This window comes from Enterobacter sp. I4 (assembly GCF_022669095.1).
Classification (GTDB): domain Bacteria; phylum Pseudomonadota; class Gammaproteobacteria; order Enterobacterales; family Enterobacteriaceae; genus Enterobacter; species Enterobacter pasteurii.
Genome location: NZ_JALBUO010000003.1, coordinates 444918 through 466637 on the forward strand (window position 1 = coordinate 444918; position 21720 = coordinate 466637).

At 59.1% G+C, this 21720-nt stretch carries 22 protein-coding genes and 1 riboswitch; of the genes, 10 read left to right on the forward strand and 12 right to left on the reverse strand.

What is annotated here, in order from left to right; genetic code table 11:
- Nucleotides 1–164: 164 nt before the first annotated feature.
- The 5 genes from cecR to MOQ06_RS21365 are packed head-to-tail and all read left to right on the forward strand — an operon-like array spanning nucleotide 165 to nucleotide 5805.
- Nucleotides 165–842, forward strand: a complete 678-nt coding sequence (cecR, locus tag MOQ06_RS21345) for a transcriptional regulator CecR (RefSeq protein WP_242174735.1) — start codon at nucleotides 165–167, stop codon at nucleotides 840–842.
- Nucleotides 839–1834, forward strand: coding sequence for a secretion protein HlyD (gene hlyD / locus MOQ06_RS21350; protein WP_193356619.1), 996 nt, complete (start codon nucleotides 839–841; stop codon nucleotides 1832–1834). Before cecR ends, hlyD begins: the two co-directional genes overlap by 4 nt.
- Entirely contained in the window at nucleotides 1827–3566 is a 1740-nt protein-coding gene (locus MOQ06_RS21355; RefSeq protein ID WP_242174736.1) for an ATP-binding cassette domain-containing protein, read from the forward strand. Before hlyD ends, MOQ06_RS21355 begins: the two co-directional genes overlap by 8 nt.
- A complete protein-coding gene (locus MOQ06_RS21360; protein WP_148420758.1) occupies nucleotides 3556–4689 on the forward strand; it encodes an ABC transporter permease in 1134 nt (377 codons plus the stop codon). The genes MOQ06_RS21355 and MOQ06_RS21360 overlap by 11 nt, the downstream gene beginning before the upstream one ends.
- Nucleotides 4690–4698: 9 nt before the next feature.
- Nucleotides 4699–5805: an ABC transporter permease gene (locus MOQ06_RS21365; protein ID WP_148420759.1), complete on the forward strand. Its 1107-nt coding sequence runs from the start codon at nucleotides 4699–4701 to the stop codon at nucleotides 5803–5805.
- On the opposite strand, the gene MOQ06_RS21370 is transcribed toward MOQ06_RS21365, so the two are convergent.
- Nucleotides 5767–6177, reverse strand: coding sequence for a YbhQ family protein (locus tag MOQ06_RS21370; protein WP_006809522.1), 411 nt, complete (start codon nucleotides 6175–6177; stop codon nucleotides 5767–5769). The genes MOQ06_RS21365 and MOQ06_RS21370 overlap by 39 nt on opposite strands.
- A gap of 133 nt (nucleotides 6178–6310) precedes the next feature.
- Here MOQ06_RS21370 and MOQ06_RS21375 point away from each other — a divergent pair, with 133 nt between their 5' ends.
- From MOQ06_RS21375 to MOQ06_RS21385, 3 genes are read left to right on the forward strand one after another with little or no spacing between them, the layout of a single operon-like run.
- Nucleotides 6311–7072 (forward strand): endonuclease/exonuclease/phosphatase family protein, encoded by a 762-nt coding sequence (locus tag MOQ06_RS21375; protein WP_193356622.1) that lies wholly within the window; start codon nucleotides 6311–6313, stop codon nucleotides 7070–7072.
- Nucleotides 7069–8307 carry a cardiolipin synthase ClsB gene (clsB, locus tag MOQ06_RS21380; protein ID WP_242174737.1) on the forward strand — a complete coding sequence of 413 codons (1239 nt, stop codon included), beginning with the start codon at nucleotides 7069–7071 and terminating at the stop codon, nucleotides 8305–8307. Before MOQ06_RS21375 ends, clsB begins: the two co-directional genes overlap by 4 nt.
- The gene (locus MOQ06_RS21385; protein ID WP_242174738.1) at nucleotides 8307–9269 is read left to right on the forward strand and encodes a YbhN family protein; all 963 of its coding nucleotides are present in this window, start codon (nucleotides 8307–8309) and stop codon (nucleotides 9267–9269) included. The genes clsB and MOQ06_RS21385 overlap by 1 nt, the downstream gene beginning before the upstream one ends.
- A gap of 530 nt (nucleotides 9270–9799) precedes the next feature.
- Here the strand turns inward: MOQ06_RS21385 and MOQ06_RS21390 are convergent.
- From MOQ06_RS21390 to moaA, 6 genes are all read right to left on the reverse strand, one after another.
- Complete coding sequence (locus MOQ06_RS21390; RefSeq protein ID WP_148420763.1) at nucleotides 9800–10507, reverse strand: Bax inhibitor-1/YccA family protein; 708 nt, start codon at nucleotides 10505–10507, stop codon at nucleotides 9800–9802.
- Nucleotides 10508–10565: 58 nt separating this feature from the next.
- The gene (gene moaE / locus MOQ06_RS21395) at nucleotides 10566–11018 is read right to left on the reverse strand and encodes a molybdopterin synthase catalytic subunit MoaE (RefSeq protein ID WP_148420764.1); all 453 of its coding nucleotides are present in this window, start codon (nucleotides 11016–11018) and stop codon (nucleotides 10566–10568) included.
- Nucleotide 11019: 1 nt separating this feature from the next.
- Nucleotides 11020–11265: a molybdopterin synthase sulfur carrier subunit gene (gene moaD / locus MOQ06_RS21400; protein WP_242174739.1), complete on the reverse strand. Its 246-nt coding sequence runs from the start codon at nucleotides 11263–11265 to the stop codon at nucleotides 11020–11022.
- The gene (gene moaC / locus MOQ06_RS21405) at nucleotides 11258–11743 is read right to left on the reverse strand and encodes a cyclic pyranopterin monophosphate synthase MoaC (RefSeq protein ID WP_242174740.1); all 486 of its coding nucleotides are present in this window, start codon (nucleotides 11741–11743) and stop codon (nucleotides 11258–11260) included. The genes moaD and moaC overlap by 8 nt, the downstream gene beginning before the upstream one ends.
- Nucleotides 11744–11746: 3 nt before the next feature.
- Nucleotides 11747–12259, reverse strand: coding sequence for a molybdenum cofactor biosynthesis protein B (moaB, locus tag MOQ06_RS21410; RefSeq protein ID WP_148420767.1), 513 nt, complete (start codon nucleotides 12257–12259; stop codon nucleotides 11747–11749).
- Between the two features lie 24 nt (nucleotides 12260–12283).
- A complete protein-coding gene (moaA, locus tag MOQ06_RS21415) occupies nucleotides 12284–13273 on the reverse strand; it encodes a GTP 3',8-cyclase MoaA (protein WP_148420768.1) in 990 nt (329 codons plus the stop codon).
- Nucleotides 13261–13395: riboswitch (molybdenum cofactor riboswitch) on the reverse strand. (Overlaps the previous gene by 13 nt.)
- A 227-nt stretch (nucleotides 13396–13622) precedes the next feature.
- Between moaA and yvcK the strand changes: the two genes are divergently transcribed.
- Nucleotides 13623–14531: a uridine diphosphate-N-acetylglucosamine-binding protein YvcK gene (yvcK, locus tag MOQ06_RS21420; RefSeq protein ID WP_148420769.1), complete on the forward strand. Its 909-nt coding sequence runs from the start codon at nucleotides 13623–13625 to the stop codon at nucleotides 14529–14531.
- 62 nt (nucleotides 14532–14593) lie between these two features.
- On the opposite strand, the gene uvrB is transcribed toward yvcK, so the two are convergent.
- Nucleotides 14594–16609, reverse strand: a complete 2016-nt coding sequence (gene uvrB, locus MOQ06_RS21425) for an excinuclease ABC subunit UvrB (RefSeq protein ID WP_242174741.1) — start codon at nucleotides 16607–16609, stop codon at nucleotides 14594–14596.
- A gap of 751 nt (nucleotides 16610–17360) precedes the next feature.
- On the opposite strand from uvrB, the gene MOQ06_RS21430 reads away from it, so the two are divergent.
- Nucleotides 17361–18083, forward strand: a complete 723-nt coding sequence (locus MOQ06_RS21430) for an ATP-binding cassette domain-containing protein (protein ID WP_242174742.1) — start codon at nucleotides 17361–17363, stop codon at nucleotides 18081–18083.
- On the opposite strand, the gene bioD is transcribed toward MOQ06_RS21430, so the two are convergent.
- From bioD to bioB, 4 genes are read right to left on the reverse strand one after another with little or no spacing between them, the layout of a single operon-like run.
- Nucleotides 18046–18747: a dethiobiotin synthase gene (bioD, locus tag MOQ06_RS21435; protein ID WP_242174743.1), complete on the reverse strand. Its 702-nt coding sequence runs from the start codon at nucleotides 18745–18747 to the stop codon at nucleotides 18046–18048. The two genes, MOQ06_RS21430 and bioD, sit on opposite strands and share 38 nt — an antisense overlap.
- Complete coding sequence (gene bioC / locus MOQ06_RS21440; protein WP_242174744.1) at nucleotides 18740–19495, reverse strand: malonyl-ACP O-methyltransferase BioC; 756 nt, start codon at nucleotides 19493–19495, stop codon at nucleotides 18740–18742. Before bioC ends, bioD begins: the two co-directional genes overlap by 8 nt.
- Nucleotides 19479–20636 (reverse strand): 8-amino-7-oxononanoate synthase, encoded by a 1158-nt coding sequence (bioF, locus tag MOQ06_RS21445; RefSeq protein ID WP_242174747.1) that lies wholly within the window; start codon nucleotides 20634–20636, stop codon nucleotides 19479–19481. Before bioF ends, bioC begins: the two co-directional genes overlap by 17 nt.
- The gene (gene bioB, locus MOQ06_RS21450; RefSeq protein ID WP_242174749.1) at nucleotides 20633–21673 is read right to left on the reverse strand and encodes a biotin synthase BioB; all 1041 of its coding nucleotides are present in this window, start codon (nucleotides 21671–21673) and stop codon (nucleotides 20633–20635) included. The genes bioF and bioB overlap by 4 nt, the downstream gene beginning before the upstream one ends.
- Nucleotides 21674–21720: the final 47 nt, after the last annotated feature.

A 21720-nucleotide genomic window follows, 5' to 3' on the forward strand; every position in this document is an offset into this window, starting at 1 on the left:
AGGGAGATATAACAAACGGGAAGGACAAAAACCACAATGTCACGAAGGTGCGGAGTGTAGCAGCTTTTGTGACGTGGCGCATAAAATATCCCCGGCGATGCCTCGACGTTTGCGCGATTCCGGCATAATCTTAATCAATCGATTGATTAATTTTTAATACCGCCATGAATACGACCCCAACGACAATCAAAGGCGAACAGGCAAAAAGCCAGCTTATCGCCGCCGCGCTGGCGCAGTTTGGCGAGTATGGCCTGCACGCCACCACCCGGGACATCGCCGCCCAGGCCGGACAGAACATTGCGGCCATTACCTACTATTTTGGCTCAAAAGAGGATTTGTACCTCGCCTGCGCCCAGTGGATCGCCGATTTCATTGGCACCCACTTTCGTTCGCACGTTGAAGAGGCCACCGCGCTGTTCAGCCAGCCAGAGCCAGACCGTGCCGCCATCCGCCAGCTGATTCTTAACGCCTGTCACAACATGATCCGCCTGCTGACGCACGACGATACGCTGAACCTGAGCAGGTTTATCTCCCGCGAGCAGCTCTCCCCCACTGTCGCCTACCAGCTGGTTCACGAACAGGTGATCGCCCCGATGCACACCCATCTGACCCGGCTTGTCGCAGCCTATACCGGACGGGACGCCAGCGATACCGCCACCATTTTGCATACCCACGCCCTGTTGGGCGAAGTACTCGCCTTCCGTCTGGGGCGCGAAACCATCCTGTTACGTACGGGCTGGACACAATTCGATGAGGATAAAGCCGCGCAAATTAGCCAGGTCATTACCCGTCACGTTGATCTGATCCTGCAAGGCTTAACGCAAAGGAGCGAGAAGTCATGAAAAAACCTGTCGCCATCATTCTGGTGGTTGTTATTTTGCTTGCTGCGGGCATTGGCGGCTGGCTGTGGTATCAGAGCCAGCAGGATCGTGGCCTGACGCTCTACGGCAACGTTGATATCCGCACCGTGAATATGAGCTTCCGCGTCGGCGGCCGGCTGGCCTCGCTGAACGTTGACGAAGGCGATGCCATTAAAGCCGGGCAGACGCTGGGGATGCTGGACAAGGCCCCGTTTGAGAACGCCCTGATGCAGGCAAAAGCAGGCGTTTCGGTCGCGCAGGCGCAGTATGACCTGATGCTGGCGGGCTATCGCGATGAAGAAATTTCCCAGGCCGCCGCTGCCGTCAAGCAGGCGAAAGCCGCCTATGACTACGCGCAGAACTTCTACAACCGCCAGCAGGGGCTGTGGAAAAGCCGCACCATTTCCGCCAACGATCTGGAAAATGCGCGCTCATCCCGCGACCAGGCGCAGGCGACGCTGAAATCCGCGCAGGATAAGCTCAGCCAGTACCGCTCCGGTAACCGCGCGCAGGATATTGCTCAGGCAAAAGCCAGCCTCGAACAGGCCCAGGCGCAGCTGGCCCAGGCGGAGCTGGATCTGCGCGATACCACCCTCATCGCCCCGTCAGACGGTACCCTCATGACCCGCGCCGTGGAGCCGGGCAGCATGCTCAGCGCGGGCAGCACCGTATTAACGCTCTCCTTAACGCGTCCGGTGTGGGTGCGCGCCTACATTGATGAGCCTAATCTCGGCCAGATGCAGCCGGGCCGCGAGCTGCTGCTCTACACCGACGGTCGCCCGGACAAGCCGTATCACGGCAAGGTGGGCTTTGTCTCCCCAACGGCTGAATTTACGCCGAAAACGGTTGAAACCCCGGATCTGCGTACCGACCTGGTGTATCGCCTGCGCATTATCGTTACCGACGCGGACGACGCGCTGCGTCAGGGTATGCCCGTTACCGTGACCTTAAACGACGGGGAACGACATGAATGATGCGGTTATCCAGCTCAATAATCTGGTCAAACGCTTCGCGGGAATGGACAAACCGGCGGTCGCGCCGCTGAACTGCACCATTCACAAAGGCTATGTGACCGGGCTGGTCGGCCCGGACGGCGCGGGTAAAACCACGCTGATGCGGATGCTGGCCGGGCTGCTGAAGCCGGATGAAGGCGCGGCAAGCGTGCTTGGCCTCGATCCGATTAAAGACGACGCGGCGCTCCACGGCATGCTCGGCTATATGCCGCAGAAGTTTGGCCTGTACGAAGATCTGACGGTGATGGAAAACCTCAATCTTTACGCCGACCTGCGCAGCGTCACCGGCGAAACCCGGCAGAACACCTTTGCGCGCCTGCTGGAGTTTACCTCCCTCGGCCCGTTCACCGACCGGCTGGCGGGCAAGCTCTCCGGCGGGATGAAGCAGAAGCTGGGGCTGGCCTGTACGCTGGTGGGCGAGCCGAAAGTGCTGCTGCTGGATGAACCCGGCGTGGGCGTGGACCCGATTTCCCGCCGCGAGCTGTGGCAGATGGTGCACGAGCTGGCGGGCGACGGCATGCTTATCCTCTGGAGCACCTCCTACCTTGATGAAGCAGAACAGTGCCGCGACGTGCTGCTGATGAACGAAGGGGAACTGCTCTATCAGGGCGAACCCACTAGGCTAACGCAAACCATGGCCGGGCGCAGCTTCCTGCTGCACAGCCCGCAGGAGTCGAACCGCAGGCTGCTCCAGCGGGTGCTGAAGCTCCCGCAGATCAGCGACGGGATGATTCAGGGACGTTCGGTGCGGGCGATCCTCAAAAAAGAGGCCACCGCCGACGATATCCGCCGGGCGCAGGGTATGCCTGAAATTGAGATGCAGGAAACTACCCCGCGCTTTGAAGACGCGTTTATCGATCTGCTGGGGGGCGCGGGAACCTCGGAGTCGCCGCTTGGCGCCATTCTGCACACGGTTGAAGGCACGGCGGGCGAAACGGTGATTGAAGCGGAATCGCTCACCAAGAAATTTGGCGACTTTGCCGCCACCGACAACGTCAACTTTGCCGTGAAGCGCGGCGAAATTTTTGGCCTGCTGGGGCCAAACGGCGCGGGAAAATCGACCACCTTTAAAATGATGTGCGGCCTGCTGGTGCCGACCTCCGGCAAGGCGCTGGTGCTGGACATGGATCTCAAGGTCAGTTCCGGCAAGGCGCGCCAGCACCTGGGCTATATGGCGCAGAAGTTTTCCCTGTACGGCAACCTGACGGTTGAGCAGAACCTGCGCTTTTTCTCCGGCGTCTACGGCCTGCGGGGTCGGGCGCAGAACGAGAAGATTGGCCGCATGTGCGACGCCTTCGGCCTGACCGACATCGCCTCGCAGGCGACCGACGCGCTGCCGCTCGGCTTCAAGCAGCGGCTGGCGCTGGCCTGCTCGTTGATGCATGAGCCGGATATCCTGTTTCTTGATGAACCCACCTCGGGCGTGGATCCCCTCACCCGCCGCGAGTTCTGGCTGCATATCAACAGCATGGTGGAGAAAGGGGTCACGGTAATGGTCACCACCCACTTTATGGACGAGGCGGAGTACTGTGACCGCATCGGGCTGGTTTACCGCGGCAAGCTGATTGCCCACGGCACGCCGGACGATCTGAAAGCGCAGGCCGCCGACGACGAACAGCCGGACCCGACCATGGAGCAGGCGTTTATCACCCTCATCCACGACTGGGATAAGGAGAATGCCCATGCGCAGTAACGCCCTCTCCTGGCGCCGGGTACGCGCCCTGTGCGTCAAAGAGACCCGCCAGATCGTGCGCGATCCCAGCAGCTGGCTGATTGCGGTGGTGATCCCCCTGCTGCTGCTGTTTATTTTCGGCTACGGCATTAACCTCGACTCCAGCAAGCTGCGGATCGGGATTTTGCTGGAGCAGCAGAGCGAAGAGGCGCTGGACTTCACCCACGCCATGACCGGCTCGCCCTACATCGATGCCACCATCAGCGACAGCCGGCAGGAATTGATCCAGAAAATGCAGGCCGGGAAAATTCGCGGCCTGATCGTCATCCCGGTGGATTTCGCGGCCAACATGGCGCGCCCGGGCGCCGACGCGCCGATCCAGGTGATTACCGACGGCAGCGAGCCGAACACCGCGAACTTTGTGCAGGGCTACGCGGAGGGGATCTGGCAGCTCTGGCAGATGCAGCGCGCCGAGGACCGGGGGGAAAAGTTTGAACCGCTGATTGACGTGCAGACGCGCTACTGGTTTAACCCCGCCGCCATCAGCCAGCACTTTATTATTCCGGGCGCGGTGACCATCATCATGACGGTGATAGGGGCGATCCTCACCTCGCTGGTCATCGCCCGCGAATGGGAGCGCGGCACCATGGAGGCGCTGCTCTCCACCGAAGTGACGCGCGTCGAGCTGCTGCTCTGCAAGCTCATCCCCTACTACTTCCTCGGCATGCTGGCGATGCTGCTCTGCATGCTTGTCGCGGTCTTTATCCTCGGCGTGCCGTACCGCGGTTCACTCATCGTGCTGTTCTTTATTACCAGCCTGTTTTTGCTGAGCACGCTGGGAATGGGGCTGCTGATCTCCACCATCACCCGCAACCAGTTTAACGCCGCGCAGGTGGCGCTTAACGCCGCCTTCCTGCCGTCGATTATGTTATCCGGGTTTATCTTCCAGATAGACAGTATGCCCGCGGTGATCCGCGCCGTGACCTACGTCATCCCGGCGCGCTACTTTGTCAGCACGCTGCAAAGCCTGTTCCTGGCGGGGAATATTCCGGTGGTGCTGATTATTAATACCCTGTTCTTGATGGCGTCGGCGGTGATGTTTATCGGCCTGACGTGGCTGAAAACCAGACGGCGACTGGACTGAGGAGTAAGTATGTTTCACCGTTTATGGACACTGATCCGCAAAGAGCTGCAATCGCTGCTGCGCGAGCCGCAGACCCGCGCCATTCTGGTGCTGCCGGTGCTGCTTCAGGTTTTACTGTTTCCGTTTGCCGCCACGCTGGAGGTGACTAACGCCACCATCGCCGTCTACAACGAGGACAACGGCAGGCATTCCGTCGAGCTGACCCAGCGCTTCGCCCGCGCCAAAGCCTTTACCCACGTGCTGTTGCTGAAAAGCCCGCAGGAGATCCAGCCCACCATCGACACGCAGAAAGCGTTGCTGCTGGTGCGCTTCCCGGCGGATTTCTCCCGTAACCTGGACACCTTCCAGACCGCGCCGATGCAGCTGATCCTCGACGGGCGTAACTCCAACAGCGCCCAGATTGCGGCGAACTACCTGCAACAGGTGGTGAAGGATTACCAGCAGGAGCTGATGACGGGCAAACCTAAACCCAACAACAGCGAGCTGGTGGTGCGCAACTGGTACAACCCGAATCTGGACTACAAGTGGTTCGTGGTGCCGTCGCTTATCGCCATGATCACCACCATCGGTGTGATGATCGTCACCTCGCTGTCCGTGGCCCGCGAGCGGGAACAAGGTACGCTCGATCAGCTGCTGGTCTCCCCGCTCGCCACCTGGCAGATCTTCGTCGGCAAGGCGGTGCCGGCGCTGATTGTCGCCACCTTCCAGGCCACCATCGTGCTGGGCATTGGGATTTGGGCCTACCAGATCCCGTTCGCCGGTTCGCTGGCGCTGTTTTACTTCACCATGGTGATTTACGGCCTGTCGCTGGTAGGGTTTGGACTGCTGATTTCCGCGCTCTGCTCCACGCAGCAGCAGGCGTTTATCGGGGTGTTTGTCTTTATGATGCCGGCGATTTTGCTTTCAGGGTACGTTTCGCCTGTTGAGAACATGCCGGTGTGGCTACAGGATTTGACGTGGATAAACCCAATTCGTCACTTTACGGATATCACCAAGCAAATCTATCTGAAGGATGCGAGTCTGGATATTGTGTGGGGAAGCTTGTGGCCGCTACTGGTCATCGCGGCCACAACGGGCTCAGTGGCCTATGCGATGTTTAGACGAAACATCGCGTAGCTTTTTCTCTTTGGTGAGCAACGACACCACTGCAGGCCCTGCGAGGATAGCCAGACCCGCCAGGGCCAGCAGCAGGTTGTTTTGCAGCACGCGTGACAGCAGCCACAGGACGATCATTGCCGCACCGAAATACCAGGTGGTGGTGAGCTCTTCGAGCACATCACCCACTTCACGCCAGCGCGCGTCGTGATGACGCTGTAAAAACAGCATCGACAGCACGGTCACGCCGTAAAGCACGCATAAGCCTAAGCCAACACGCACCAGCGTGCCGCTCATCCAGCCCATCACCAGTACGGCCACGACCAGTAAATGCAACATTATCTGCCAGCAACTCAAACCGGTTGCGACACGAACGCGTTGTTGCCACTTCATGGCTTCTCTCCTGAAGGATTTTTCTCTGCTAATTCAGACTACCGCACTTTACGGAAAATTCCGTAACGCCGCATCTTTTTGTGACGCCTACTACACTTTATTTTCATCGGGATAGTCACCCAGGAAGGTGTTTATGAGCAAAAAAACGCAGCATTTCTCGCTTAAGGTGCTGACGATAAACATTCATAAGGGCTTCACAGCATTTAACCGCCGCTTCATTTTACCGGAGCTGCGCGACGCGGTACGCACCGTCAGCGCCGATATTGTCTGCCTGCAGGAGGTCATGGGCGCCCACGAGGTGCATCCTATGCATTTCGAAAACTGGCCCGACACGCCCCACTACGAATTTCTGGCGGATACCATGTGGAGCGATTACGCCTACGGGCGCAACGCGGTCTATCCGGAGGGGCATCACGGTAACGCCGTGCTGTCGCGTTATCCAATTGAACATTATGAGAATCGCGACGTCTCCGTTGGGGAGAGCGAAAAGCGCGGGCTGCTATACTGCCGCATCACGCCGCCGGATCTTGATTTCCCCATACACGTGGGCTGCGTGCACCTGGGCCTGCGTGAAGCTCACCGTCAGGCCCAGCTGCAGATGCTGGCAGAGTGGACGAATGCGCTGCCCGAGGGCGAGCCCGTGGTGGTTGCCGGTGATTTCAACGACTGGCGGCAGCGCGCCAACCATCCGCTGAAGGTGAACGCGGGGCTGGAGGAGATTTTCACCCGCGCGCGCGGGCGTCCCGCACGGACGTTTCCGGTGCGCTTCCCCCTGCTGCGCCTGGACCGCATCTACGTTAAAAATGCCCATGCCAGCAGCCCGACGGCGCTGGCCTTACTCAACTGGCGACATCTCTCCGACCATGCCCCACTCAGCGCGGAGATACACTTATGAAATGCACATGGCAGGAAGGTAACCGCATTACGCTGCTGGAAAACGGCGATAACTTTTATCCGGCGGTCTTTGAGGCGATTAGCCACGCACAGCAGAAAGTATTCCTGGAAACGTTTATCTGGTTTGAAGACGACGTTGGCCGACAGCTGCACGGCGCGCTGCTGCAGGCCGCCCGGCGCGGTATAAAAATCGAGGTTCTGCTCGACGGGTATGGCTCGCCGGATCTCAGCGATGAATTTGTTAATGAGCTCACCGCCGCGGGCGTGGTGTTCCGCTATTACGATCCCGGCCCGCGCCTGTTCGGCATGCGCACCAACCTGTTCCGCCGTATGCACCGCAAAATCGTGGTGGTGGACGAAACGGTAGCGTTCGTGGGCGGCATAAACTACTCCGCAGAGCATATGTCGGATTACGGTCCGGAGGCCAAGCAGGACTACGCCATCCGCATTGAAGGACCGGTGGTGCAGGACATTCAGCTGTTCGTGCTGGAAAACCTGCCCGGCAAAGAGGCCGCTCGCCGCTGGTGGCGACGCCGCCATCGCCCGGAAGAGAACCGCAAGCCGGGCGAAGCCCAGGCGCTGTTTGTCTGGCGGGATAACGAGGAGCATCGGGACGACATCGAGCGCCACTACCTGAAGATGCTGGCCAACGCCAAACGCGAGGTGATTATCGCCAACGCCTACTTCTTCCCCGGCTATCGTATTTTGCACGCCATGCGCAACGCGGCCCGACGCGGCGTGAGCGTGAAGCTCATCGTGCAGGGCGAGCCGGATATGCCGATTGTGAAGGTCGGCGCCCGTCTGCTCTACCGCTACCTGGTGAAAAGCGGCGTGCAGATCTATGAATATCGCCGCCGCCCGCTGCACGGCAAAGTGGCCGTTATGGATGATCATTGGGCAACCGTCGGCTCCAGCAACCTCGATCCGCTGAGCCTGTCGCTCAATCTGGAAGCGAACCTGATCATTCACGATCGCCAGTTTAACCAGACCCTGCGCGATAACCTTCAGGGGCTTATCAAGAATGACTGCGTGCGGGTGGATGAATCCATGGTGCCGAAACGCAGCTGGTGGAACGTTGGCATCGGCGTGGTGGTGTTCCACTTCCTGCGTCACTTCCCGGCGATGGTGGGCTGGCTGCCCGCGCACACGCCGAAGCTGGCGCTGGTTGATCCTCCGGTTCAACCCGAAATGGAAACCCAGGACCGCGTTGAAGCGGAAGATGGAGGGAAAACCTGATGTCAAAATCGCATCCTCGCTGGCGGCTGGCGAAAAAAATACTCACCTGGCTGTTCTTTATTGCCGTCGCGGTACTGCTGGTGGTGTACGCCCAGAAAGTGGACTGGGAAGAGGTGTGGAAAGTTATCCGCAACTACAACCGGATGGTGCTGCTGGGGGCCGTTGGGCTGGTCATCGTGAGCTACCTGATGTACGGCTGCTACGACCTGCTCGGGCGCGCCTACTGCGGCCATAAGCTGGCAAAGCGGCAGGTGATGCTGGTGTCGTTCATCTGCTACGCCTTCAACCTGACGCTGAGCACCTGGGTGGGCGGCATCGGCATGCGCTATCGCCTGTACTCGCGCCTCGGATTACCCGGCGGAACCATCACCCGCATTTTCTCGCTGAGTATCACCACCAACTGGCTGGGATACATCCTGCTGGGCGGGGTGATTTTCACCATCGGCGTCGTGCAGCTGCCTGCGCACTGGTATATCGATGAAGCAACGTTGCGCATTCTGGGCATTGTGCTGCTGTTGATTATCGCGGTCTATCTGTGGGCGTGCGCCTTTGCTAAACGTCGCCATATGACCATTAAAGGGCAGAAGCTGGTGCTGCCGTCGTGGAAGTTCGCCGTCCTGCAAATGGTGGTTTCCAGCGCCAACTGGATGGCGATGGGGGCCATTATCTGGCTGTTGATTGGAGAAGATGTGAACTACTTCTTCGTGCTGGGCGTGCTGCTGGTGAGCAGTATTGCCGGCGTGATAGTCCATATCCCGGCGGGCATTGGCGTGCTGGAGGCGGTATTTATTGCCCTGCTGGCCGGCGAGCATGTCTCTCAGGGAACGATTATCGCAGCCCTTCTTGCGTACCGCATGATCTACTACTTCCTGCCGCTGGCGCTGGCAACGGTCTGTTATCTGGTGCTGGAGAGTCGGGCGAAGAAGCTGCGGGCGAAGAACGAGAAGGCGATGGCAAAATAAAAGCAAAACGGCAACTTCGTTGCCGTTTTTAGGGTTTGTTCCCTCTCCCTGTGGGCTGAGGGATCCCCAGTAATTTTTTTACCGAAAGCGACGAATGTTGTTTCAGGAAAATAAATGAATTACAGCGACGCCCTGGTCCGGCTGTAAATCGCTGAGGCGTTTCCTGCAGGCCGGGGCGAGGCGCAGGGATGCGCCGAGAGGGCGGCTTTACAGGGAGGTTACCTCCGCCCGTCCCCGATAAGCCGGAAGGAATAAGCCGAAGGCACCGCGAAGCGGCGATTTACCGCCGGGAGCCCGGGTCGCCAGGGTGGTGGCGACTGAGCCACCCTGGCACGTTCACCGGTCATGTCGTTACAGAGTAGCAAGGAACATAACGTGAACGGAATGACCACCACCGCCGTATGTTCCCCTCACCCTAACCCTCTCCCCGGAGGGGCGAGGGGATTGCTTAGTGCTCGCATTAATTTGTGGGGAACACTCAGCCCTGTGGGAGAGGGTCAGGGTGAGGGCATCAGACAGCCCCACCCTCACTAACGACGGTTGCCAAAAATACGCAGCAGCATCAGGAACAGGTTGATAAAGTCCAGATAAAGCGTCAGCGCGCCCAGAATTGAATATTTGCGCAGGTTAGCACTGTCGCGAACGTCAATCTGTTCACCGATATTTTTTAGCTTCTGGGTGTCATAGGCGGTTAAGCCGACAAAGATGACGACACCGATATAGGTTACCGCCCACATCAGCGCTTCACTCTTCAGCCACAGGTTCACCAGCGACGCCAGCACAATCCCAATCAGCCCCATAAACAGCATGCTGCCGAAACCGCTCAGATCGCGTTTGGTGGTGTAGCCGTACAGGCTCATCACGCCAAACATTCCGCCGGTCACCACAAACGTGCTGGCGATAGAGGAGTAGGTGTAGACGATGAAGATACTGGAAAGCGTCAGCCCGGTCAGCGCCGAGTAGAGCATAAACAGCGTGGTCGCCATCCCCGCGCTGAGCTTGTGCACCAGCCCGGAGAGGACGAACACCAGCGCCAGCTGCGCAATGATCAGCCCAAAGAAGGTGATTTTGCTGGAGAAGATGAACATCATCAGTTCAGGCGTGTTTGCCGCATACCAGGCAATAAACGCGGTAAGCAGCAGGCCGACCGTCATCCAGCCATATACCTGAGCCATGTAGGTCTGCAACCCGCTACGGGTCTGCTGTACTATCGAATCGGAACGCGGAAATCGGTCCATGATTCACTCCTGATTAAGTAAACACACACGTTAAGACTAACACATCCTCATAAACCTGTTACCAGCGGCTGGCAGCCTGCTTGTCGCTGTCGCGCGATTCTACCCAGCGCTCGCCTTCCGGCGTCGCCTCACGCTTCCAGAAGGGGGCTTTGGTTTTAAGGTAGTCCATGATGAACTCCCCTGCCGCAAAGGCGCTCCCGCGGTGCGCGCTGGTGACGCCGACAAACACAATCTCTTCGCCGGGCCACATCTCACCGATGCGATGAATAACCGTAACGCGCCCCAGCGGCCAGCGGCCTCGCGCCTCTTCCACGATCGCCGCCAGCGATTTTTCGGTCATACCCGGATAGTGCTCGAGCGTCAACGCTTTTACGCTGTCGCCGAGGTTGTGGTTACGCACTTTTCCGGTGAAGGTCACGACCGCGCCGTCTTCATCGCGCTCTGCCAGCCAGCCGTATTCGGTACCGACGCTAAAGCGTTCAGGGCCGACCAGAATTCGGGTTTCCGCCATCTTAACCCCCCGTAACCGGCGGGAAGAATGCCACTTCATCCCCTTCGGCCAGCGGGTGGCTGAACTCCACCAGCGTCTGGTTAACGGCGGCCAGCAGCTTGCCCTCGTCCAGCGCCAGCGCCCAGCGGTCGCTTTGCGCAGCCAGATGCGCGCGCAGGGCGGCGACGTTTTCAAAAGTAGCGTCCAGCGTCAGGCTGTCGGTATCCACCAGCTCGCGGACCTGGGCAAACAAGAGCACCTTAATCATGGCTGTCCACCTTAAAATCACCGGATTTGCCGCCGCTTTTCGCCAGCAGACGCACCGGGCCAATCACCATATCCTTCTGCACCGCTTTGCACATGTCGTAGATGGTCAGCGCCGCCACGGACGCTGCCGTCAGCGCCTCCATCTCCACGCCGGTCTTCCCAGTTAAGCGGCAGAGGGATTCTATACGCACGCGGTTATGCTCCGGCTGCGCCTGCAGGTTCACCTCCACCTTGCTGAGCATCAGCGGATGGCAAAGCGGGATTAACTCCCAGGTACGTTTTGCAGCCTGAATACCGGCGATGCGGGCGGTGGCAAACACGTCGCCCTTATGATGGCTGCCGTCGATAATCATCGCCAGCGTCTGCGGCAGCATGGTGACGAACGCTTCTGCGCGCGCCTCGCGCACCGTTTCAGCCTTGGCGGAGACATCCACCATATGCGCTTCGCCGGCGGCGTTAATGTGGGTCAGTTGTGACATAGCTTATTTCTTTAAATGGGGATGAAAATTACACGGACGGGTACGGGCATCCAGCTGCGGGGCAATAATATTCTCCCACGCGGTGCGGCAGGCCTTAGTCGAACCCGGCATGGCGAAGATCAGCGTGTTGTTCGCCACGCCCGCTACGGCGCGCGACTGAAGCGTGGAGGTGCCAATCTCTTCAAAGGAGAGCATGCGGAACACTTCACCGAAGCCTTCCACTTCGCGATCGAACAGCGGGAGCAGCGCTTCTGGCGCCTGGTCGCCTGCGGTAAAGCCGGTACCGCCGGTAATCAGCACCACCTGGACGTCCTCACCCGCAATCCACTGCGAGACCTGCGCGCGAATGGCGTAACGGTTCTCTTTGACGATCGCTTTATCAACAACCTGGTGTCCGGCTTCGTGTGCCGCCTCGCGCAGCCAGTGGCCGGAGGTGTCATCCTCTTCACCGCGACGGTCGGAAACGGTAAGAATAGCAATGCGTGTCGGGATAAATTCTGCGCTTACCTGACTCATCTTCTGGTTCCTTCTAAAGCCTGATTACCCGCCGATATAAGACAGGTTCTGAGTAATTCCGGTATTGCCCTGATGCAGGAAATGGGTCTGCTTTTTGTGCGTCAGCGCCTCGGAAATGCGTGCTTCAAGCGCGTCCTGCTGGGCATCGTCCTCCAGCAAATCACGCAGATCGACGCCGCCATCGCCGAACAGGCAGAGGTGCAGTTTGCCCACGGAGGAGACGCGCAGGCGGTTGCAGCTGGCACAGAAGTCTTTCTCATAGGGCATGATAAGCCCGATTTCGCCTTCATAATCCGGGTGACAGAAGACCTGCGCCGGGCCATCGCTACGCTGGCGGATCTGATGGATCCAGCCGCGCTTCAGCAGTTCATCGCGCAGCACCATGCCGGAGATGTGATGCCGGCGGAACAGCTCGCTGCCCTCTCCGGTTTCCATCAGCTCAATAAAACGCAGTTGAATACGGCGCGGTTTGATCCACGCCAGGAAGGTGTCCAGCTGATGGTGATTCACATCACGCATCAAAACGGTATTGACTTTGACCTTGTCGAAACCGGCCGTAAACGCCGCGTCAATGCCGTCCATCACCTGACGGAACTTGTCCTGGCCGGTAATGGCGTGGAACTGACGGGCGTCAAGGCTATCGACGCTGACGTTAATCGCCGTCAGGCCCGCTTCGCGCCAGTTCGCCACGTCGCGCGCCATGCGATAGCCGTTGGTGGTCACCGCAATCTGGCGGATACGCTCGTTTTCGCGCACGGCGGCAATGATGTCAGGGAAATCACGACGCAGGGAGGGTTCTCCCCCGGTCAGACGGACCTTTTCCGTACCGAGTTCAGAGAACGCACGCGTGACGCGGCGCACTTCATCCACGGAGAGAAAGCCGTTATTGGTGACGCTGCCAGGCTTATAGCCGTCGGGCAGACAGTAGGTGCAACGGAAGTTACACACATCGGTAATCGACAAACGTAAGTAGAAAAACTTACGCGCGAAAGCATCAGTAAGTTGTGAAGCCATGTACACCTTTCCAGATACGGGAGGCACAGTCATTTCTTTCTGTACCCTGGTGGCAAATCCGCCACGGCCAGGGCGCCATATCTCTCGACACAGGCGCCAGGGCTAGAGTGTATGTTTTCAGTTTTGAAAACGTGGTTATGGCGATAGTAGCGTGGAAATCTCCACTGCGCCATTCTCGCTTTTCGCTATATAAATTTATACATAACGGTGTTATCGTGCATTTTCACTACAGAATACGCAAAAACAGCGCTTTCGCATTGATATACGTCATTATGGATTGTGAGAAGCATCGTCTTTTAGGGGTGGTTGCGTTACTGTGACGCAAGATAAAACAGGATAAGGAATGGGTATGCGCAATCGCACTTTTGCGGATCTGGACCGCGTGGTCGCACTTGGAGGAGGCCATGGCCTGGGTCGGGTTATGTCGTCGTTATCGTCACTTGGCTCACGCCTGACGGGCATCGTGACCACCACCGACAACGGCGGCTCCACCGGGCGGATCCGGCGCGCCGAAGGCGGGATTGCCTGGGGTGACATGCGCAACTGTCTTAACCAGCTCATTACGGAGCCAAGCGTGGCGTCGGCGATGTTTGAGTACCGTTTTGGCGGGAATGGCGAACTTTCAGGCCATAACCTGGGAAATCTGATGTTAAAGGCGCTGGACCACCTGAGCGTGCGGCCTCTGGAGGCGATCAACTTAATTCGTAACCTGCTCAAAGTGGATGCGTTTCTGATCCCGATGTCGGAACAGCCGGTGGATTTGATGGCGATCGATGCCGACGATCACGAGGTATACGGCGAGGTGAATATCGATCAGCTTATTCTGCCGCCAAAAGAGTTGATGACCTACCCCAGCGTACACGCAACGCGTGAAGCGGTAGAAGCGATTGGCGAAGCCGATCTTATCCTGATTGGGCCGGGAAGTTTTTATACCAGCCTGATGCCGATCCTGCTGGTAAACGAGCTGGCGCAGGCGCTGCGCAGAACGCCCGCGCCCATGGTGTATATCGGTAATTTAGGTCGCGAACTCAGCCCGGCGGCGGCGAGCCTGTCGCTGGCGGACAAGCTTGAACTGATGGAGCAGTACGTCGGCAAAAAAATTATCGACGGTGTCGTGGTCGGGCCGAAAGTGGATGTATCGGGAATTGGCGATCGCGTAGTGGTGCAGGAGCCGCTGGAGGCAAGCGACATAAAATACCGTCACGACCGCCACCTGCTGCGCGAGGCGCTGGAGAAGGCGATTCAGGAGCTGGGGTAGGCTCGTTTTGTGCGGCCTGATGCCCTCTCCCACAGGGAGAGGGCGAAAACACGCTGCTTTACCTAAGATGCGGCGATGAAGAGATCCCGAAGCTGATGCAGCTGGTCGCGAATCTGCGCCGCCTCTTCGAACTCCAGGTTCTGGGCGTGCTGCATCATCTGCCCTTCCAGCTCGTGGATCTTCTGCTGCAGCGCTTTCGGCGTCAGCGCGACGGTATCCTCTTCCACCACTGAACGGGCCTTGCCGCGGCCTTTCGCTTTGGTCTTCGCAATGTTCTGACCCAGCGCCAGAATATCCACCACCTTCTTGTTCAGCCCCTGCGGTGTAATGCCGTGCTCTTCGTTGTAGCGCTGCTGCTTCTCGCGACGGCGTTCCGTTTCGCCAATGGCTTTCGCCATCGACGGGGTAATTTTATCCCCGTACAGGATCGCCTTCCCGTTGACGTTACGCGCGGCGCGGCCAATGGTCTGGATCAGCGAACGCTCGGAGCGCAGGAAGCCCTCTTTGTCGGCGTCCAGAATGGCCACCAGCGAAACTTCCGGCATGTCCAGACCTTCTCGCAGAAGGTTGATCCCCACCAGCACGTCGAACTCGCCCAGACGCAGATCGCGGATAATCTCCATGCGCTCCACGGTATCGATGTCCGAGTGCAGATAACGCACCTTCTCGCCGTGCTCTTCCAGATACTCCGTCAGATCTTCCGCCATGCGCTTGGTGAGCGTGGTAACCAGCACGCGCTCGTTGATGGCGGAACGGGCGCGAATTTCCGAGAGCAGGTCGTCCACCTGGGTTGCCACCGGACGCACTTCGATAATCGGATCCAGCAGCCCGGTCGGGCGCACCACCTGGTCCACCACGTCATCACCGGATTTTTCCAGCTCGTAGTTGCCCGGCGTTGCCGATACGTAGATAGTCTGCGGGGCAAGCGCCTCAAACTCTTCAAACTTCATCGGACGGTTGTCCAGCGCTGACGGCAGACGGAACCCGTACTCCACCAGCGTCTCTTTACGCGCGCGGTCACCGCGGTACATCCCGCCGATCTGGGGGATGGTGACGTGTGATTCGTCGATCACCAGCAGGCCGTCCGCCGGAAGGTAGTCAAACAGCGTGGGCGGCGCTTCGCCCGGCCCGCGCCCGGAAAGATAGCGCGAGTAGTTTTCAATGCCGGAGCAGTATCCCAGCTCGTTCATCATCTCCAGATCGAACTGGGTACGCTGGCTCAGGCGCTGCTCTTCCAGCAGCTTGTTGTTCGCCAGCAGCACCTTGCGGCGGTCCGCCAGCTCAAGCTTGATCTCTTCCATCGCCTGCACGATACGTTCGCGTGGCGTGACGTAGTGCGTTTTCGGGTAGATGGTGAAGCGCTGGATAACGGACTCGACGTGGCCGGTCAGCGGATCGAACAGCGACAGCCGTTCCACCTCTTCGTCGAACAGCTCAACGCGCAGCGCCATGTCGTCCGATTCCGCCGGGAAGATGTCGATCACCTCACCGCGCACGCGGAAGGTCCCGCGCTGAAACGCCTGGTCGTTACGGGTGTACTGCAGCTCCGCCAGACGGCGCAAAATCGCGCGCTGATCGATGATCATCCCCTGCGTCAGGTGCAGCATCATCTTGAGATAGAGATCCGGATCGCCCAGGCCGTAGATTGCCGAAACCGAGGCCACCACCACCACGTCGCGACGCTCCAGCAGCGCTTTGGTCGCCGACAGACGCATCTGCTCAATGTGTTCATTCACCGAGGCATCTTTTTCGATAAACGTGTCGGAGCTGGGAACGTAGGCTTCCGGCTGGTAATAGTCGTAGTAGGAGACGAAATACTCTACGGCGTTTTCCGGGAAGAACTCTTTCATCTCACCGTACAGCTGCGCCGCCAGCGTTTTGTTGGGCGCCAGGACCATGGTTGGCCGCTGAAGATCGGCAATGACGTTGGCAATGGTAAACGTTTTACCCGAACCGGTTACCCCAAGCAGGGTCTGGTGCGCCAGCCCGTCTTCCAGCCCCTCTTCCAGGCGACGAATAGCCTCGGGCTGGTCCCCGGATGGACGGAAAGCAGAATTCAATTTGAACGGTTTACTCATGGGCAACGACCTGATGACGTAATAAGCGGCAGGTGAGTAATTTTACTCGTTGTAGCCAGGATTGCCAGTAAAAAACACTGGATGAAAAACCAGTAGCGTGTCAGGATATTTAGCGTAGCGGGGAGAGGTTTAGCGCGATCCCGACCAAAATTTTATATCAGACAAAATAAAACACCACGCTTTGGGGGTTATCCCCAGAACTATTACTTTTTTAACATTTGTCAAGGGACGATATGAAAGTTTTGTGGCAACCCGACGTGGTGCGGTGCCGGTAATTGCATTTATCTAATTCATTAATAAACAACGATTATTTCATCAAGCCGCGTTTCGCATCAATTTGGGCGTAACCCGCGTATTCTCTCGCTTATCGCGTGTTTTCTAACTCTAATGCACAAGGTTATCCACAGGAATAGTGGATAACTGCCTCCAGCCCGTATGGCGCGTACTTCAGCAAATTCCCGGTTTTTCCCACGAAGCGGCGCTAAAAAATTTTTATCACTCTTTTTTGCCTGGAAAGCGCTCAATTTTTCATAAGCAGTCGGTGAGATCTTAATCACATTTCCGTCATTTTCCCCTGCACCACAATTCAACATGTTCGGCACCGGGAGCGTGCATTTGAAGCAGCCGTTTTACTTTTAAGCAGTGTGTTATTCCTAAAAACGGCCTTTTTTTAATCATTATTCAGCTTCTGGCAGGCGTTTTGCAGACATCAACCTGAGCCTTACACCCATACATTTTTAAGGAGAGAAAGATGTTGAGTCTGCGTGCTGTAAATCAGTTTTACGGAAGCCAACATACGCTATGGAACGTGAATGTCGACTTTCCGCAAGGGATCTGTACAGGCATCGTTGGCCTGCCCGGCATGGGCAAATCCACGCTCATGAACTGCATTACCGGAAAAGTGCCCGTCGAGAGCGGCACCATCATCTGGCATGAAGCCGGTGCGCCGCCGCGTAATTTGCTTAGCCCGTCGGCAGACCCCCCGGCGCCGCCAACGATAGGCTATGTCCCGCAGGATCGGCGGATATTTTCCCAGCTGACCATTGATGAAAACCTGCATATCGCCATGCGGGCGACGGGTAAACCCGATCCTGCCGCAAAAAGCGAGGCGTATGATCTGTTCCCGGAGCTGTATCCGCTGCGCCAGGTCCGCGCCGCTACGCTTTCGCCTGACGACCAGTATCGGCTGGCCCTGGCCAGCGCGCTGGTTAACCGCCCGCGGGTGCTGATCCTGGATGAGCCCATGCATGGCGCCGGGCAGAGTTTCGCCCACAGGCTGGGACAGCTGCTGGTGCGGCTGAATCGGGAGCTGGGAATGACGGTGCTGTTAGCGGAGCAGCAGCTGTCGTTTATCCGCCGGGTGGCGGACCGTTTCTGCATGCTCTATCGCGGGCGTAACGTGGCGCAGGGCCACGTTAACGAACTGAATGACGAGCTTATTGCACACTGGATGGCGCGGGACGTAAGGCGCTGAGATTGAGATACTGCCCGGTTTCCGCCTGCTCTGCACCGTCGGCAAGCCACGGGATCTCCCCCAGGAACGGCGCTGGCAGCATCCGCTTCAGCGTCGCCAGATACTCAGCATGACGCTTACCCGGCGCAACCACGTCGTTGGCTATCCAGCCTGCCAGCGGCAGCCCGGCCTGCCGTACGGCCTGAGCGGTCAGCACGGCGTGGTTAATACACCCAAGCTTCACGCCGACCACCAGAATCACCGGGAGCCGTTCGGCCTGCACCCAGTCGGCAAACGTCTGCTGTTCCGAAAGCGGGGTAAACCAGCCGCCGGCCCCTTCCACCAGCACCCAGTCGGCCTGATTTTCAAGCGCGCGCAGGCCGGATGAGAGCACGGCGAACTCAATCGGACGGCCTTCATCAGCACTCACGATGTGCGGCGAGGTTGGCTCGGCAAAGGTGTAGGGATTTACCGCAGAATAGGCCAGGCTGAGGCTGCCGTTACGCTGTAGCGCCAGCGCGTCGGTATTGCGTAACCCCTCAGGGGTCATCTCGCTGCCGGAGGCCACGGGCTTATATCCGGCGGCCTTTTTCCCCAGCCGTTTCGCCGCCTGCAGCAGCGCGGCGCTGGCAACCGTTTTACCGACTTCGGTGTCCGTGCCGGTAACAAAATAACGTTCAGTCACGTTCAATAATCCCATGAAAAAGATGATAGGAGAGCGGGAACTGGCCCCGCGCCTGCGGCCAGGCCAGCTCCAGACGCTGTAGCTGACCGCGGGTGAGCGGCTTCTTCTCCCGCCCGGCGTGCAGGTGCGTGGCGCCAATGCCCTTCAGAGAGCGCATGGCGCTTAGCGCATCGCTAAATTCGAGGGTGACGGTCTGGACCACGCTGCGATAGCGCCAGCCGTCCAGCGCCTGGATGACCTGCCCGTGGGAGAGAAACCGGTTGGCGTGCGGCTGCGCATCCACCGCCCTCCACGCCTGATTCAGCTCCGGCAGCGAACTTTCCAGCAGGGTGGTAAACGCCACCCTCCCACCGGGCCGCGCCACGCGGTACAGCTCGCGCAGCGCCTGCGGCAGGCTGGTGCACCACTGCACCGCCAGATGGCTCCAGACCAGGTCGAACCGGGCGTCCGCCAGCGGAATGGACTCGATATCGGCCACCAGATAATGGTCCGCCGACTGCTGCTGACGGGCTTCTTCCAGCATTCGCGAGGACAGATCCAGCGCCGTAACGTGGCTGCCGTTTTCGCGCCAGTAGCGGCTGTTGCTTCCCGGCCCGCAGCCCGCGTCCAGCACCTGCGCAAACCGTTTATCGCCGAGCGCGGAGAGCAGCCCGCGCGCGCTCAGGCGCTGCAGCTCATCGTGCTGTGAATAGCTTTGCGCAGCCCGGCCAAACGCCGCGGCAACGGCCTGCTTATTGACGGAAGACATGCAGAGCCTCCAGAAGGGCGTCGATATCCCCGGTTTCGTGCGCTGCCGTGAGGGTCAGACGCAAACGCGCGGTGCCCGGCGGAACGGTAGGCGGACGGATAGCCGTCACCCACATTCCGCTTTCCCGCAGCGCCTGTGCCAGCGCCAGCGCCCGGTGGTTTTCGCCCACGATCAGAGGCTGTATGGCGCTTTGTGAATCGGTCAGGCGGAACGGGAGCTCGCTAATGCCCCGGCGAAAACGCTGAATATGTTCAGCCAGGCGCGCACGGCGTTCAGCCCCCTCTTCGCCCCGGATCACGGACAGTGACGCGCAAAGCGCCACGGCCTGCGCCGGGGGCATGCTGGTGCTGTAGATCAGGTGCCGGGCGAACTGGACGAGGTAATCGGCCACCGGCTCTCTGCACAGCACCGCGGCGCCGCTAACGCCAAACCCTTTTCCGAAGGTAACCACCAGCAGCTCCGGCCTGACGCGCTGCCGGTACGCGCTTCCGCGCCCCTCCTCGCCGACGACGCCAGTGCCGTGGGCATCGTCAACCATCAGCCAGGCATTATGCCGTTTTGCGGCCTCGTGCAGGGCGGCGAGCGGCGCGCTGTCGCCATCCATGCTGAATATCCCTTCCGTCACCGCCAGCTGGAGACCTGTACCGTTTTTTTCCAGCAGGGCGTTCAGCTGAGCGACATCGTTATGGGCAAAACGCCGCAGCTGCGCCGGGCTGAGATGTGCCGCTTCGAGCAGCGAGGCGTGGCTCAGGCGGTCTGCAACAATGCGGTCCTCTTTGCCCATCAGGGCGGCAATTACCGCCTGATTGGCGGCAAAACCGGAGATAAACAGCAGCGCGCGCGGATAGCCCAGCCAGTCGGCCAGCGCCTCCTCCAGCGCCTGATGCGCGGCGGTGTAGCCGCTGACGTGCCCGGAGCCGCCGCTGCCCACGCCGTATCGTTCCGCGCCCTGCTGCCAGGCGCGAACGACCTGCGGGTGCTGGCTCAGGCCAAGATAGTCGTTGCTGGAGAAATTGCAGAACCGCTGGCCTTCCCGGGTGAGAAAACGGCCTGCGCCGTGTTCCACCACCCCGCGTACCCGAAACGCATCCGCCGCCCGACGCTCGTCGAGCGCGGTACTGATGCGCGCCTGCCAGGTCATACGGCTGCCGCGTTGTAGAACCGATCGGTGTCGGCGTTGAAAATCTGCTGCTCCAGCTGCTGCTGTTGCTCGATATCCCCCGCCTGCACCCCGGTCTGGTGCGGATTCAGCCCCAGCTTGCGGAACAGCTGAACGTCTTTGTCCTCTTCCGGGTTCGGCGTGGTCAGCAGCTTGCAGCCGTAGAAAATGGAGTTGGCCCCGGCCATAAAGCACATCGCCTGGGTCTGCTCGCTCATCTGCTCGCGACCGGCAGAAAGGCGAACGTAAGAGGTCGGCATCATGATGCGCGCCACCGCGATGGTGCGGATAAAATCAAACGCATCCACGTCGTCGTTATCCGCCAGCGGCGTGCCTTTCACCTTCACCAGCATGTTGATTGGCACGCTTTCCGGCGGGGTCGGCAGGTTCGCCAGCTGTAACAGCAGGCCGGCACGATCCCTCACCGTCTCGCCCAGGCCCACGATACCGCCGGAACAGACCTTGATCCCCGCGTCACGCACCTTATCCAGCGTGTCCAGACGCTCCTGATAGGTGCGCGTGGTGATGATGTTGCCGTAGAACTCCGGCGAGGTGTCGAGGTTGTGGTTGTAATAATCCAGCCCCGCCGCCGACAGACGCTGCGCCTGCTCGTCGTTCAGCGTGCCGAGCGTCATGCAGGCTTCGAGCCCCATCTCCTTCACGCCCTTTACCATCTGCTCCAGATACGGCATGTCGCGATCGCTGGGGTTTTTCCACGCCGCCCCCATGCAGAAACGGGTCGAACCAGCGTTTTTCGCCTTACGCGCGGAGTCAAGCACCTGCTCCACCTCCATCAGGCGCTCGGATTCAAGTCCGGTTTTATAGCGCGCGCTTTGCGGGCAATATTTGCAGTCTTCCGGGCAGGCACCGGTTTTGATCGACAGCAGCGTGCTGACCTGAACATGGCGAGGATCGAAGTGCTGCCGGTGCACCTGCTGCGCTTCAAACATCAGCTCCAGGAAAGGTTTGTTGAATAATTCAGTGACTTGCGACATCGTCCAGCGTGCGCGGTGAGCCATCGGGCTTCTCCAAAGGGTTTTGTTAATTGTCGGTTCGGTTTATACTT

Coding starts and splice junctions, on each gene's coding strand:
- bioF (WP_242174747.1), bottom strand. CDS start 20,636: ATGACCTGGCAGGCGCGCATCAGTACCGCGCTCGACGAGCGTCGGGCG.
- MOQ06_RS21385 (WP_242174738.1), top strand. CDS start 8,307: ATGTCAAAATCGCATCCTCGCTGGCGGCTGGCGAAAAAAATACTCACC.
- bioC (WP_242174744.1), bottom strand. CDS start 19,495: ATGTCTTCCGTCAATAAGCAGGCCGTTGCCGCGGCGTTTGGCCGGGCT.
- yvcK (WP_148420769.1), top strand. CDS start 13,623: ATGCGCAATCGCACTTTTGCGGATCTGGACCGCGTGGTCGCACTTGGA.
- uvrB (WP_242174741.1), bottom strand. CDS start 16,609: ATGAGTAAACCGTTCAAATTGAATTCTGCTTTCCGTCCATCCGGGGAC.
- moaE (WP_148420764.1), bottom strand. CDS start 11,018: ATGGCGGAAACCCGAATTCTGGTCGGCCCTGAACGCTTTAGCGTCGGT.
- bioB (WP_242174749.1), bottom strand. CDS start 21,673: ATGGCTCACCGCGCACGCTGGACGATGTCGCAAGTCACTGAATTATTC.
- MOQ06_RS21355 (WP_242174736.1), top strand. CDS start 1,827: ATGAATGATGCGGTTATCCAGCTCAATAATCTGGTCAAACGCTTCGCG.
- MOQ06_RS21375 (WP_193356622.1), top strand. CDS start 6,311: ATGAGCAAAAAAACGCAGCATTTCTCGCTTAAGGTGCTGACGATAAAC.
- moaB (WP_148420767.1), bottom strand. CDS start 12,259: ATGAGTCAGGTAAGCGCAGAATTTATCCCGACACGCATTGCTATTCTT.
- moaD (WP_242174739.1), bottom strand. CDS start 11,265: ATGATTAAGGTGCTCTTGTTTGCCCAGGTCCGCGAGCTGGTGGATACC.
- MOQ06_RS21390 (WP_148420763.1), bottom strand. CDS start 10,507: ATGGACCGATTTCCGCGTTCCGATTCGATAGTACAGCAGACCCGTAGC.
- MOQ06_RS21430 (WP_242174742.1), top strand. CDS start 17,361: ATGTTGAGTCTGCGTGCTGTAAATCAGTTTTACGGAAGCCAACATACG.
- moaA (WP_148420768.1), bottom strand. CDS start 13,273: ATGGCTTCACAACTTACTGATGCTTTCGCGCGTAAGTTTTTCTACTTA.
- MOQ06_RS21365 (WP_148420759.1), top strand. CDS start 4,699: ATGTTTCACCGTTTATGGACACTGATCCGCAAAGAGCTGCAATCGCTG.
- moaC (WP_242174740.1), bottom strand. CDS start 11,743: ATGTCACAACTGACCCACATTAACGCCGCCGGCGAAGCGCATATGGTG.
- clsB (WP_242174737.1), top strand. CDS start 7,069: ATGAAATGCACATGGCAGGAAGGTAACCGCATTACGCTGCTGGAAAAC.
- MOQ06_RS21360 (WP_148420758.1), top strand. CDS start 3,556: ATGCGCAGTAACGCCCTCTCCTGGCGCCGGGTACGCGCCCTGTGCGTC.
- MOQ06_RS21370 (WP_006809522.1), bottom strand. CDS start 6,177: ATGAAGTGGCAACAACGCGTTCGTGTCGCAACCGGTTTGAGTTGCTGG.
- cecR (WP_242174735.1), top strand. CDS start 165: ATGAATACGACCCCAACGACAATCAAAGGCGAACAGGCAAAAAGCCAG.
- hlyD (WP_193356619.1), top strand. CDS start 839: ATGAAAAAACCTGTCGCCATCATTCTGGTGGTTGTTATTTTGCTTGCT.